Source organism: Brevundimonas sp. (genome assembly GCF_030682035.1).
Taxonomy (GTDB): Bacteria; Pseudomonadota; Alphaproteobacteria; order Caulobacterales; family Caulobacteraceae; genus Brevundimonas.
Genome location: NZ_JAUXQZ010000028.1, coordinates 98,428 through 110,571, shown reverse-complemented (window position 1 = coordinate 110,571; position 12,144 = coordinate 98,428). Strand labels below are relative to the sequence as shown.

Genomic DNA, 12,144 nt, shown 5'->3' with positions numbered 1-12,144 from the left:
CAGTGGTGAACTCCCTCAGGACCAGCGGCGCTGTGGACGCCTTGCCGACATAGCCTCCGGCGGGCGGGTCGGAGCCTTGCGAACCGTTCGTCCGGGCGGCTCCGCCGCCCGTTCCTCCACCCCGGAACGGCGCGGGCTCCCTGCCCATCGCCCTTCACGCTCGGCCTATGCTCGCTCCACGGGGCGCGCGACTTGAGGCCGGGCTGTGGGGGCCTACGCTCGCCGCGCGGCGGCTCGCTGCTTGAGGCCCCGATGAGCCTTCTGGCGATCCGCTCTGCGTTGAGGTGCGACCCCCTCCCGCTCATCCCGTTTCCGCCGCGACAAGATCGCAAGGCCCTGCGCCCTTCCCTGCCACGGAACGGGGGGAATCTAGGGCGGGCCTACCTGTGGCGGGCTGGGGACGCTGTATTTTTGGGAAGTGGAGCGGAATCAGCGGGTTGGCGGCGCGGGATATGCTGACAATCGGCGGATGGGTAGCGGAGCGCAACGCGCCCATCGCTCCGAAGCGGGCCTGCGATGACTGCGGAAAGTGGTGTGCGTCCCCACTTCTCCCCATCGGAACGCGCTATCTATCCGCGAAAAACACCTTGTGTATTGCAAAGGTCAAAGGGCCCTACGCCACCTCCGCCAGCGCCTCCTCCGCCGCCACCCAAGCGGCTTCGGCCGTGTCCAGATCGGCCTGCGTCTTGGCGCGAGCGCGGGTCAGGCCTTCCAGGGCCTTGGGATTGCTGACCGAGGCGTTGGCCATGTCGTCGTCGATGCGGGCGATCTCGGCGGTCAGCTGGGCCATCCGCTCCTCGGCCTTCTTCACGGCGTGGCGCAGGGTTGAGGGTGAAGGGCCCGATTTCTTGTCGTTCTTTTTCTTGCCTCCACCTCCGCCTCCGTTCTGGACGGGCGCGGCCGCCTCGTCCTTGATCTGGCTGGGCCTCACCGCCGCCTGTTTGGCGCGGTCGAGGACGAAGCGCGCGTAGTCGTCCATGTCGCCGTCCCACGGCTTGACCGTGCCGTCGGCCGCCAGCCACAGGCGGTCGGCGACCATCTCCATCAGCGAGCGGTCGTGGGTGATCAGGATGACGGCGCCGGAATAGTCGTTCAAGGCGTCCAGCAGGGCCCGGCGGCTGTCGATGTCGAGGTGGTTGGTCGGTTCGTCGAGGATCAGGATGTGCGGCGCATCCATCGCCACCTGATTGAGCAGCAGGCGCGCGCGCTCGCCACCCGACAGGCTGGCGACGGTGGTTTCCTGCTTCTCATAGCCGAGGCCCCACTGCGCCAGTTTGGAGCGGCGGGCGCTCTCGGCGGCGTCAGGCATGGCGCGGCGGATGATCTCCAGCGGCGTGTCGGTCGGGTCCATGGCCTCGATCTGGTGCTGGTGAAACCAGCCGACGCGCATCTTGCGGTCGCGGTGCAGTTCGCCCTCGGACACGGTCAACGCCCCGGCGATCATCTTGGCGAAGGTCGACTTGCCGGCGCCGTTGACGCCCAGCAGGCCGATGCGGTCGTCCAGGTCCATGCGCAGGTTCAGATTGCGCAGGATCGGCTTGCCCGTCTCATAGCCGACATTGGCCCGTTCCAGCCGGATCAGCGGCGGGGCCAGCGGGCGCGGCGGCGACGGCAGGATGAAGGGGGCGACGCGTTCCTCGATGGTGGTGGCCACCGGCTGCATCTTGGCCAGCCGCTTCATGCGCGACTGGGCCTGGGCGGCCTTGGAGGCCTTGGCCTTGAAGCGGTCGACGAAGGCCTGAAGGTGGGCGCGTTCGGCGTCCTGTTTGGCCTTGGCCGACAGTTGCAGGCGGGCCTTTTCGGCGCGGGCCTTTTCGAACTGGTCGTAATTGCCCGTGTAGAGCGTCAGGTTGCGGTTCGCGAGGTGCAGCACGTGGGTGCAGACCTCGTTCAACATCTCCCGGTCGTGCGAGATGATCAGGGCCGTGTGCGGGTATTTCTTCAGCCGCGCCTCGAGCCACAGGGCGCCTTCCAGATCGAGATAGTTGGTCGGCTCGTCGAGCAGCAGCATGTCCGGCTCGGCGAACAGGGCCGCGGCCAGGGCCACGCGCATGCGCCAGCCGCCGGAGAATTCCGACATCGGCCGTTGCTGGTTCTCATGGTCGAAGCCGAGGCCGACGAGGATTTCGGCGGCGCGGGCGGGGGCGGCGTCGGCGTCGATCTCAATCAGCCGGGTCCAGATCTCGCCCATCTCCTCGGGCTGGGCGGTCTCAAGCCGGCCCAGCAGGCCGTGGCGCTCTTCGTCTGCCTCAAGGATGGTCTCCAGCACGCTGACGGGCGTGGCGGGGTGTTCCTGATCCACCGAGCCGATGCGGGCGGTCTTGGGCAGGCTGATCTCGTCGCCGCCGGCGGCCAGTTCGCCGAGGATCAGCTTGAACAGGGTCGACTTGCCGATGCCGTTGCGGCCCACAAGGCCGACCTTGGCGCCGGGCGGCAGGGAGACGGAGGCGTCCTCGAGGAACTTTCGGCCCCAGGCGTTGAAGGTCAGGTCGGTGATCTGGAGCATGGCGAAGACGAGGGTCCGAGAGGCGAGGATGGCCCCCCGACAGGCGGTGAGCGACAGGGCAGGATGGGTTCGTCCCTCAAGCAGCGAGCGGCCGCGCCGCGAGCGATAGGGACGCCTTGGAAAGGGCGGAGGGCGCGTCTATAAGCCCGCGACCTTCAATCTCCCAACAAGAAGTCACTCCCATGACCGAACGCACCTTCTCGATCATCAAGCCCGACGCCACGCGCCGCAACCTGACCGGGGCCGTCAACGCCGTGATCGAGGGCGCCGGCCTGCGCATCGTCGCGCAACGCCGCGTCAAGCTGACTGACGCGCAAGCGAAGAAATTCTATGAAGTCCACGCCGAACGCCCCTTCTACGGCGAACTGGTCGGCCAGATGACCGCCGAGCCGGTCGTCGTTCAGGTGCTGGAAGGCCCCAACGCTGTCGCCGCCTATCGCGACATCATGGGCGCCACCAACCCCAAGGACGCGGCCGACGGCACGATCCGCAAGCTGTTCGCCCTGTCGATCGGCGAGAACTCGGTCCACGGTTCGGACTCGATCGAGAACGCCGGCATCGAGATCGCCCAGTTCTTCACGGACGACCAGATCGTCGGCTAGGCTTCACAAGCCCCGAAAAAACAAGCGGCCCCGGCGAGTGATCGCCGGGGCCGTTTCCGTTCGAAGCCGTCGTCTACCAGATGCGGGCGCGGGCTTCCGGGGCGAGATATTGCTCGTCGCCCGGCTGGACGCCGAACGCTGCGTACCAGGCGTCGATGTTGCGGGGCGGGACGGCGGCCCGATACTGCTCGGGCGCGTGGGGATCGGTCGTCACCTGCTGGCGCAGGGCCTCGTCACGCATGTTCGAGCGCCACACCTGGGCCCAGCCGAGGAAGACCCGCTGGTCGCCGGTCAGGCCGTTGATGACCGGAGCCTCGGCCCCGTTGAGTGAGAGGTGGTAGGCGTCGAGCGCCAGCAGCAGGCCGCCCAGGTCGGCGATGTTCTCGCCCATGGTCAGGTCGCCGTTGACCTTGGAGCCCTCGATCGGGCTCAGCGCCGAATACTGGGCCCCCAGCACGGCCGCCCGGGCCTCGAACTGGGCCGCGTCCGCAGCGGTCCACCAGTCGCGAAGCACGCCGTCGCCATCGACCTTGCGGCCCTGGTCGTCGAAGCCGTGGGTGATCTCGTGGCCGATGACCCCGCCGATGGCGCCGTAGTTGATCGCCGCGTCAGCGTTGGCGTCGAAGAAGGGCGCCTGCAGGATGGCGGCCGGGAAGACGATCTCGTTGCGCGGCGGGTTGTAGTAGGCGTTCACCGTCTGGGGCGTCATGCCCCATTCCAGCGGATCGACCGGCGCGTTGAGCTTGCCGAGGTTCCAGGCCCAGTCGAAGGCCGAGGACCGCTCGACATTGCCGTACAGATCACCCGGTTCGAGCCGCAGGCCGTCATAGGCGCGCCACTGCTCGGGATAACCGATCTTCACCCCGAACCGGCTCATCTTGTAGAGCGCCTGCTGCCGGGTCTCGGGGCTCATCCAGTCGAGAGTCTCGATACGCGCGGTCATGGCGCGGCGCAGGTTGGCGACCAGTTCCTCCATCTGGGCCTTGGACTCGGCCGGGAAGTGGCGCGCCACATATTCGCGGCCCAGCATCTCGCCGAGCGAATCGTCGACCAGGGTGACGCCGCGCTTCCAGCGCGGGCGGTTCTCGGGCTGGCCATTCAGGGCCTTGCCCCGGAAGTTGAAGCGGGCGTCGACGAAGGCCTGCGACAGATAGGGCGAGGCCTGGTCGATGACATGGAACGCCTGCCACGACTGCAGGGTCTCGACCGGCGTCTCGGCAAACACCCGCGCCATGCCCGGGAAGGCCGTGTCATTGGCGTTGATCAGGCGGTTGGCCCCCGCGATGCCCGCGGCCTGGGCCCAGCCGGCCCAGTCGAAACCAGGGGCCATGGCGTTCAGGTCGGCGAGGGTGGTCGGCTTGTAGCCGGCCTCGATGTCGCGGCTCTGGACCTGGGTCCAGTGCTGTTCGGCGATCCGGGTCTCGAAGGCGATGACGTCGGTCGCCGCCTGTTCCGGCTCGGGCCAGCCGGCCAGTTGCAAGGCGGTCGTCACATAGGTCCGGTAGGCCTCGCGCTGCGGGGCGAAACTTTCTTCGAGATAGTAGTCGCGGTCGGGCAGGCCGATGCCGCCCTGGACAATATAGGCGCTGTGCAGGTCGGGCTCTTTCAGATCCTCGGAGACATAGACGCCGAACAGGCTGGAGCCGAAGCCGCCCTGGGTCCGGCCCATCAGGGCGGCGATTTCCTCGCGGGTGTCGGCGGCGCGGACCTCGGCCAGGTCGGCCGCAAGCGGCGAGGCGCCGAGGCGCTCGACCGTCGCCTCGTCCATGAAGCTGCCATAGAAGGCGCCGATCCGGGCCGCGTCGGGGCTGGCCGCCGGACTGGCGGCGCTCTCCTCGATCAGAACCTTCAGATTGTCCTGCGAGCGGTCGTAGAGCATGTTGAACACGCCGTACGCGGCCTGGTCAGCCGGGATCGGTGTGTTGGCGAGGTAGTGACCACTGGCGTAGCGGTTGAAGTCGGCGCCGGGACGGATCGAGGTGTCCATGCCCTCGGTGTCCAAGCCGAAGGCGCCGATCTCGGCCTGGTCTGTCGCAGGGATCTCCACGATCGGCGGGGCCGTCTGGGCTTGCCCCGCGCCGGCGGCGAACAGAAGGGCCGCGCCGGCGGCGCAGGCCATGAGATTGTGTCTGAGCATGAGAGCCCCCGTGTGAATTTCAGCGGCACGCTGCCTCAGGCGTTCGCGGCTGTCGCCGGAAAAGGCGTGAGATTACGAACTTCTAATCTAGCGTCCGGCAGAAATCGGTCAGGGCTTGCGGATAAAGTCGGTGCTCGCTCTCCAGCACACGCTGCGCCAGCGAGGCCGGGGTGTCGTCCGGCTGGACCGGCACGACGGTCTGGCCCAGCAGAGGGCCGTCATCGACGCCCTCGGTGACCAGATGCACCGTACAGCCGGCCTCCACGTCACCCGCGGCGATGGCGCGCGCATGGGTGTCCAGCCCCGGGTATTTCGGCAGCAAACTGGGGTGGATGTTGAGCATGCGCCCGGCCCAGCGCCCGACGAGGAAGGGCGTCAGCAGCCGCATATAGCCGGCCAGGGCCACGATCTTGACGTCGTGGGCTTCCAGCACGGTCTGGATCGCCTGTTCGTGCGCCACCCGGTCCCTGCCGAAGGCGGCGTGGTCGACCACGGCCACCGGGACACCCTTGACCTCGGCGAGGGCCAGGCCGCCGGCCCCGGCCTTGTTCGAAAGGACCAGAACCACCTCGAACGGCGCGTCGGACTGTCCCGCGGCGTCGATCAGCGCGGCCATGTTCGACCCGGCGCCCGAGATCATGACGGCCACGCGGACGCGACCGGTGCGGAGCTCTGGCATCAATTGGCCGGGCGAGGGGCCGGATCGCCGACCGGGACGAAGGAGCCGGCCGGGCCGGGGAAGACGACAGGGCTTTCGTAGCCGTCTTCGGACACCGCCGAGACGCCGAAGAACCAGTCGTCAATGACGATGCCCGGCAGCACCAGTTCAGTGGCCGAACCGGCCCAGCGGCTGTGGGTCCATTGCGGCGCGGTGGTGGAGCGCCACCAGACGCGATAGCCGGCCGCGCCGGGCACGGCCTGCCATTTCACCGTCGTATCCGGCTTCACGGCGCCCTCAATGGTCACGCCCAGCGGACTGCCCGGCGCATTGGCGAGGGCGGCCATGGCGACGATGTTCAGCCGGGCGACCTGACCCAGATAGGCGAAGTCCACGCCGTCAATGGTGTCGCCGTACTCGACGCCGTTCTCGGTCCGCAGATCCTGATGCTGACGGTCGTAGTTCTCGGCGCCTTCCGAGATGCGCACGGCCGGGAAACCGTGGCGCAGCATCTCGACCTGATCGCCGCCGCGACCGTAGCGGTCCGTACGGTAGATAAGATCGACGTCGAAATTGGCCAGATAGCGGTCGGACAGACCGTCCACGAAGCGGGCCAGATTGCGAGACGAGGAATCGACCTCGCCGCCGTTGTAGCGCCGGCGCTCTTCCTGTGCCTCGGTCTCGACGGTCTTGGTGCCTTCCGAGAAGACCCGCACCCGGGTGGTGTCGCGCACGCCGGACTGGCCCTCGGAATTGCCGACGATGTCGTTGTTCAGATTGGCCTCGACGCGCCAGCCCTGGGTCTGGGCGTAGTCGGCCAGGATCTTGCCGCCGAACAGGCCCTGTTCCTCACCGGACAGGGCGGCGAAGACCAGTGTGGCCTCGAAACGGTGTTTCGAAAGCACTCGCGCGGCCTCCAGCACGGCGGCGACGCCCGAGGCGTCGTCGTTGGCGCCGGGGGCGTCGGCGGTGAAATTCATCACATCGGTCACTCGGGAGTCGATGTGGCCCGAGATGATGATGACCCGGTTGGGATCGCCCGTTCCGCGCTGGATGGCGACGATATCCACCACCTCGGTCGGCGTGGGCACGCGCGGGCCGGTGATGGTGTCGGATGGGGTGATGACGGTCAGGCAGCTGTTGCAGTCGCGGCTGATCGCCTCGAACTGTCCCTGGGCCCAGCGCCGCGCCGCCCCGATGCCGCGGGTGTCAGAGACAGTTTCTGACATCGTGTGACGGGTGCCGAAGCCGACGAGCGCCTCAATGTCGGCGCGCATCCGCTCGGGCCGGACCTCGGCGGCCAGCTGGTGCAGCAGCGCCTGTTCTTCCACGGTCTGGGCCGAGGCGGGGACCGAAGCCAGGATCGCTCCGGCCAAGGCGATAGACAGCGCACGCATCGGCGACCTCACGGAAAATGGAAGGCGCGGACCTTGCCGGGCGGGTCGTGTCGGGTCAACGGCGGCGGCCGCACTCTCAGGCGGCTTCCAGCTGGCCGCAGACGAAGGCGACCTCGCCGGCGTTCAGCAGGGCCTCGAGCACCGGCTCGGCGTTCTCGGGCGCGACGATCAGCATGAAGCCGACGCCGCAGTTGAACGTCCGGCGCAGTTCGTGGTCGGAAATCCCGCCGGTCTCGCCCAGCCACTGGAAAACATGCGGCATCGGCCATGCGTCCCAGTCGAACCTGGCCTGCAGGCCCTCGGCGATGCAGCGGGGTGGGTTTTCGATCAGGCCGCCGCCGGTGATGTGGGCCGCGCCCTTGACCAGACCCGCCTTCATCAGCGGCAGGACCGGCTTCACATAGATGCGGGTCGGCTCCATCAGAGCCTGGGCGAGGGTGCGGTCCTTGGCGAAGGGCGCGTCGTCGCCCCATGCCAGCCCCGACTTCTCGACCACCTTACGGATCAACGAATAGCCGTTGGAGTGCGGACCCGAGGAGGCGAGGCCGATGATGACGTCGCCCGCCGCCTGACGATCCAGATACGGCAGGGCGTGGCCGCGCTCGACGGCGCCGAGCGAGAAGCCCGCCAGATCATAGTCGCCGCCCTGATACATGCCGGGCATCTCGGCCGTCTCGCCGCCGACGAGAGCGCAGCCGGCCTGGCGGCAGCCTTCGGCGATCCCGGCGACCACGCGCCGCGCTGCGTCGATCTCCAGCTTGCCGGTGGCGTAGTAGTCGAGGAACAGCAGCGGTTCGGCGCCCTGGGCCAGCAGGTCATTGACGCACATGGCGACCAGATCGACGCCGACGCCGTCATGGCGGCCCGTCTCGATGGCGATCTTCAGCTTGGTGCCGACGCCGTCGGTCGTGGCGACGATCAGCGGATCGACAAAACCCGCCGCCTTCAGGTCGAACAGGGCGCCGAATCCCCCCAGCGACGCCTCGGCCCCGGGGCGGCGAGTCGACCTGGCCAGCGGCTTGATGGCGTCCACCAGCATTTCGCCGGCGTCAATGTCCACGCCCGCATCGGCATAGGTCAGACCGTTCCTGAGGCCGTCATTCCGGGAATCGGAGGTGTCGCTCATGGGTCACGGGCCTGAATCAGTGGGCGGATTTGTGCGGCGGGTCTTGCCACAACCACATCGCGCGGGGCTATAGCATCCGAATGACGCCGATCACCACCACCGAGGCGCTTCGCGCATTCTGCGAGCGCCTGGCCGACCAGCCCTTCATCACCGTCGATACCGAGTTCATGCGGGAGACGACCTATTGGCCGCGCCTGTGCCTGATCCAGGCGGCGTCGGCCACGGACGCGGCCATCATCGACCCGATGGCCGAGGGTCTGGACCTCGAGCCCTTCCTCGACCTGCTGCGCGATCCGAAGATCATCAAGGTCTTCCACGCCGCGCGTCAGGACACCGAAATCTTCGTCAAACTGGGCGCCATGCCCAAGCCGATGTTCGACACCCAGGTCGCGGCCATGGCCGCCGGTTTCGGCGACCAGGTCTCTTACGAGGCGCTGGTCCGCCAGATGCTGAGGCAGGAGGTCGACAAGGGCAGCCGATTCACTGACTGGGCCCGACGTCCGCTGTCCGAGGCCCAACTGGTCTATGCGCTCGGCGACGTGACCCATCTGGCCGCCCTGTATCCCAAACTGCGCGACCGCTTGCAGAAGGAGGGCCGTCTGGACTGGGTCATGGCCGAGATGGAGGATCTGACAGATCCGGCCCTGTACGACACCGATCCCGACAAGGCCTGGAAGCGTCTGAAGCCCAAGAAATGGTCGGCGAAATACCTGTCGGCCTTTGTCGCCACTGCGGTCTGGCGCGAGCGCACGGCGCAGGACCGCGATCAGCCTCGCGGCCGGATTCTCAAGGACGAGGCCATCGACGAGATCGCGGCCCAGGGTCCGACCGATCCCGACGCTTTCAACCGGCTGCGCTCCGTGCCCAAGGGCTTCGGCGCCTCGCGCCTCGGTATCGAGCTTTCTGCCGAGATCAAGCGGGTGCTTGAAGACCCGGAGGCCCATGCGCCGAAGCTGGACCGCCCGGCCCACAACCAACCGGCTCCGCCGTCAGTGGTCGAGCTGTTGAAGGTATTGTTGAAGGCCAAGAGTGACAATGCCGGCGTGGCCACCAAACTGCTGGCCAATGTCTCTGACCTCGAGAAGATCGCCCTGGACGACGAGGCCGACGTCGACGCCCTGAAGGGCTGGCGCCGCCAGCTGTTCGGCGAGGACGCGCTGAAGCTCAAGCGCGGCGAGATCGCCCTGGTCCTGAACGGGGCCCGGGTCGAGGTGGTGGAGATCGAGTAGGCTCAGGCGGCGGGCGGCGGGCCGTTCGAGCTCCACGAATCGCGCGCGATCCGCCAGACGCCGTCGGTGCCGCGACGATAGACGTTCAGGCCCTTGCCGACGTCCGTCGTGACCGCGCCGGTCGCCTTGTCCGTGTCCGTCGACCGATAGGCGTAGCGTTCGAAGGCCCAGTCGCCGCTGACGATGAAGTCCAGCGAGGTCTTCTCCCACTGGGTCCGGTAGGCGCCGAAATAGCCGGCGACCCATTCCCGCGCGGCGGGTTTGCCGACCACTTCGGGCATGTTCGGGGCCTGATAGACGACATCGTCCGTCAAGAGCGCCATCAGCGTTTCCGTGTCGTTCGAATTGATCGCCGCGACGTAGTCGTTGTGGGCCTTCTCCGCGATCGCCGCGATCTCGGCTCCGGTCGGCGCGACCGGGGCGGGCGTGGCGGGTTGGCACCCGGCCAGCGCGGCGCTGATCAACAACACCCCCATGACTGGAAACTTCATCGTTCGGTCCCCTGCGCCGCAATGGCGTGGACGAACGCTAACATCGAGCAGTCAGGAAGAACAGCGTTCCTCCTACGGCGCGGCCTCTACGGACCCGGACCGAAAAAGGCCGCCCCGAAGAGCGGCCTTTGCGGGATCAGCCCACCGCCGCCTTGACGATCTTGCCCGGCGAACGGGGAGGCTCGCCCCTGGGCAGGGCGTCGACGTGGTCCATGCCTTCGATGACCTCGCCCCAGACGGTGTACTGGCCGTCCAGGAACGAGGCGTCGTCCAGGCAGATGAAGAACTGGCTGTTGGCGCTGTTGGGATCGCTGGTGCGGGCCATCGAGCAGACGCCGCGGGCATGGGTCTCCCTGGAGAACTCCGCCTTCAGGTTCGGCTTCTTCGAGCCCGAGGTGCCCGTGCCGGTCGGGTCGCCGCCCTGGGCCATGAAGCCGGGGATGACACGGTGGAAGACCACGCCGTCATAGAAGCCTTCGCCGGCCAGTTCGGTGATGCGGGCGACGTGGCCGGGGGCCAGGTCGGGGCGAAGCTTGATGACCACCTCGCGGTCGGCGCCGTCGCCGGTGTCGAGGGAAAAGGTCAGGGTCTGGTCGGCCATCGGCGCGCTCCTTTGCGAAATGTCGCGGGTCCATAGCCCGCAAACCCGCCGGGGGCTATGTGGATGCGATGAGTGACGAAGAAAAGCCCGACGCCAAGGAACCGGAGCGCCGCCGGATGGTGCGCCCGCCCTCGGGCGGCACGGCCGCCGGGCGCGGCATGGGCACGAAGATGAAGACGGCGGACACCAAATCGATGTCCAGCCAGCAGTGGATCAAGCGCCAGCTGTCCGACAAATGGTCCGAGAAGGCCCGGGCCGAGGGCTGGCGCAGCCGCGCCGCCTTCAAACTGCTGGAGATCGACGACCGGTTTCACCTGATCAAACACGGCAGCCGGGTCATCGACCTGGGCGCCGCGCCCGGCGGCTGGACCCAGGTGGCGGTCAAGCGCGGAGCGACGGCGGTGGTCGGCGTCGATCTGCTGATGATCGAGCCCATCCCCGGCGCCATCCTGATCCAGGCCGACTTCACCCATCCGGGCGTAGACCAGCAGATGATGGACCTGCTGGGCGGCGCGCCCGACCTGGTCCTGTCCGACATGGCCCACAACACCGTCGGCCACCGCCAGACCGATCACCTGAAGATCATCGCCCTGATCGAAATCGCCGCCGACTTCGCCATCCGCACCCTCAGGCCGGGCGGGCATTTCGTGTCGAAGAATTTCCAGGGCGGGGACGCCGGCGGCGTGCTGGCCCGGCTGCGGGCCGAGTTCGAGACGGTGAAGTACGTCAAGCCGGAGTCGAGCCGGAAGGACAGCGCCGAGGTGTTTCTTGTGGCGATGAACCGGCGCTAGGCCGAAGCCATCTCCGCCCGCGCCGCTTTGCGCGCCTCGATCCGGGTCCAGATGCGGTCGTGGGCGGTGAAGAAGACTGTCTGCACCAGCGGCTCGATGATGCCGATGGCCAGCGATATCCGCCAGTCGCGGGTCAGGGCGAAGGCCACCGACACCGCCACCAAGAAATGCAACAGGCCGTAGGTGACGGACTTGATCGCGATCTCTTTGAACGAGCGGGGCAGGGCGTGGCTGTGGCCGTGATGGCCGTGAGCGCGGGTCTGTTCTTCGGGGACCATGATCTGCAGGCGGGCGGTGAAGGCCTCGGACGCCTCTTCCAGCCCTGACAGCATCCGCCGCCGTTCGATCCGGTGCCAGACGCGATCGTGGATCGAATAGGCGATGGTCTGGAAGAAGGGCTCGACCACCCCGACGGCCAGCGCCAGCCGCCAGTCCCGCGTGATGGCGAAGGCCACCAGTATGGCCACTACCAGGTGCATCACGCCATAGCTCGCGATCTTGAGCGCGAGGCGGCGGGCGGTGCTGATGAGCGTGCGGACCATGGGTCTCCAGATGTGGGGCCGGCGCCGCATCCGGCAAGCCAATTGTTCTTATCGTCACGATAAG

General features: G+C 67.7%; 11 protein-coding genes. 3 read left to right on the top strand and 8 right to left on the bottom strand.

What is annotated here, in order from left to right; translation table 11 throughout:
• Positions 1–613: 613 nt before the first annotated feature.
• Entirely contained in the window at positions 614–2,506 is a 1,893-nt protein-coding gene (locus Q8K49_RS08390) for an ABC-F family ATP-binding cassette domain-containing protein (protein ID WP_305305295.1), read from the bottom strand.
• Positions 2,507–2,688: 182 nt separating this feature from the next.
• Here Q8K49_RS08390 and ndk point away from each other — a divergent pair, with 182 nt between their 5' ends.
• On the top strand, positions 2,689–3,108 hold the full coding sequence (gene ndk / locus Q8K49_RS08385) for a nucleoside-diphosphate kinase (RefSeq protein ID WP_305305294.1): 420 nt from the start codon (positions 2,689–2,691) through the stop codon (positions 3,106–3,108).
• A 73-nt stretch (positions 3,109–3,181) separates the two neighbouring features.
• Here the strand turns inward: ndk and Q8K49_RS08380 are convergent, their stop codons facing one another.
• From Q8K49_RS08380 to purM, 4 genes are all read right to left on the bottom strand, one after another.
• Positions 3,182–5,245, bottom strand: coding sequence for a M13 family metallopeptidase (locus Q8K49_RS08380; protein WP_305305293.1), 2,064 nt, complete (start codon positions 5,243–5,245; stop codon positions 3,182–3,184).
• A gap of 82 nt (positions 5,246–5,327) precedes the next feature.
• Positions 5,328–5,924, bottom strand: coding sequence for a phosphoribosylglycinamide formyltransferase (gene purN, locus Q8K49_RS08375; RefSeq protein ID WP_305305292.1), 597 nt, complete (start codon positions 5,922–5,924; stop codon positions 5,328–5,330).
• Entirely contained in the window at positions 5,924–7,300 is a 1,377-nt protein-coding gene (locus Q8K49_RS08370; RefSeq protein ID WP_305305291.1) for a M20/M25/M40 family metallo-hydrolase, read from the bottom strand. The genes purN and Q8K49_RS08370 overlap by 1 nt, the downstream gene beginning before the upstream one ends.
• 76 nt (positions 7,301–7,376) lie before the next feature.
• Positions 7,377–8,426, bottom strand: coding sequence for a phosphoribosylformylglycinamidine cyclo-ligase (purM, locus tag Q8K49_RS08365; RefSeq protein ID WP_305305290.1), 1,050 nt, complete (start codon positions 8,424–8,426; stop codon positions 7,377–7,379).
• An 80-nt stretch (positions 8,427–8,506) separates the two neighbouring features.
• Here purM and rnd point away from each other — a divergent pair, with 80 nt between their 5' ends.
• On the top strand, positions 8,507–9,655 hold the full coding sequence (rnd, locus tag Q8K49_RS08360; RefSeq protein ID WP_305305289.1) for a ribonuclease D: 1,149 nt from the start codon (positions 8,507–8,509) through the stop codon (positions 9,653–9,655).
• 2 nt (positions 9,656–9,657) lie between these two features.
• Here the strand turns inward: rnd and Q8K49_RS08355 are convergent, their stop codons facing one another.
• On the bottom strand, positions 9,658–10,146 hold the full coding sequence (locus Q8K49_RS08355; protein ID WP_305305288.1) for a nuclear transport factor 2 family protein: 489 nt from the start codon (positions 10,144–10,146) through the stop codon (positions 9,658–9,660).
• Between the two features lie 136 nt (positions 10,147–10,282).
• Positions 10,283–10,747, bottom strand: a complete 465-nt coding sequence (locus tag Q8K49_RS08350) for a peptidylprolyl isomerase (RefSeq protein ID WP_305305287.1) — start codon at positions 10,745–10,747, stop codon at positions 10,283–10,285.
• A 68-nt stretch (positions 10,748–10,815) separates the two neighbouring features.
• Here Q8K49_RS08350 and Q8K49_RS08345 point away from each other — a divergent pair, with 68 nt between their 5' ends.
• A complete protein-coding gene (locus tag Q8K49_RS08345; RefSeq protein ID WP_305305286.1) occupies positions 10,816–11,538 on the top strand; it encodes an RlmE family RNA methyltransferase in 723 nt (240 codons plus the stop codon).
• Here Q8K49_RS08345 and Q8K49_RS08340 read toward each other — a convergent pair.
• Entirely contained in the window at positions 11,535–12,080 is a 546-nt protein-coding gene (locus tag Q8K49_RS08340) for a DUF2061 domain-containing protein (protein ID WP_305305285.1), read from the bottom strand. The two genes, Q8K49_RS08345 and Q8K49_RS08340, sit on opposite strands and share 4 nt — an antisense overlap.
• Between the last annotated feature and the right edge of the window lie 64 nt (positions 12,081–12,144).

Coding starts and splice junctions, on each gene's coding strand:
- Q8K49_RS08390 (WP_305305295.1), bottom strand. CDS start 2,506: ATGCTCCAGATCACCGACCTGACCTTCAACGCCTGGGGCCGAAAGTTC.
- ndk (WP_305305294.1), top strand. CDS start 2,689: ATGACCGAACGCACCTTCTCGATCATCAAGCCCGACGCCACGCGCCGC.
- Q8K49_RS08380 (WP_305305293.1), bottom strand. CDS start 5,245: ATGCTCAGACACAATCTCATGGCCTGCGCCGCCGGCGCGGCCCTTCTG.
- purN (WP_305305292.1), bottom strand. CDS start 5,924: ATGCCAGAGCTCCGCACCGGTCGCGTCCGCGTGGCCGTCATGATCTCG.
- Q8K49_RS08370 (WP_305305291.1), bottom strand. CDS start 7,300: ATGCGTGCGCTGTCTATCGCCTTGGCCGGAGCGATCCTGGCTTCGGTC.
- purM (WP_305305290.1), bottom strand. CDS start 8,426: ATGAGCGACACCTCCGATTCCCGGAATGACGGCCTCAGGAACGGTCTG.
- rnd (WP_305305289.1), top strand. CDS start 8,507: ATGACGCCGATCACCACCACCGAGGCGCTTCGCGCATTCTGCGAGCGC.
- Q8K49_RS08355 (WP_305305288.1), bottom strand. CDS start 10,146: ATGAAGTTTCCAGTCATGGGGGTGTTGTTGATCAGCGCCGCGCTGGCC.
- Q8K49_RS08350 (WP_305305287.1), bottom strand. CDS start 10,747: ATGGCCGACCAGACCCTGACCTTTTCCCTCGACACCGGCGACGGCGCC.
- Q8K49_RS08345 (WP_305305286.1), top strand. CDS start 10,816: ATGAGTGACGAAGAAAAGCCCGACGCCAAGGAACCGGAGCGCCGCCGG.
- Q8K49_RS08340 (WP_305305285.1), bottom strand. CDS start 12,080: ATGGTCCGCACGCTCATCAGCACCGCCCGCCGCCTCGCGCTCAAGATC.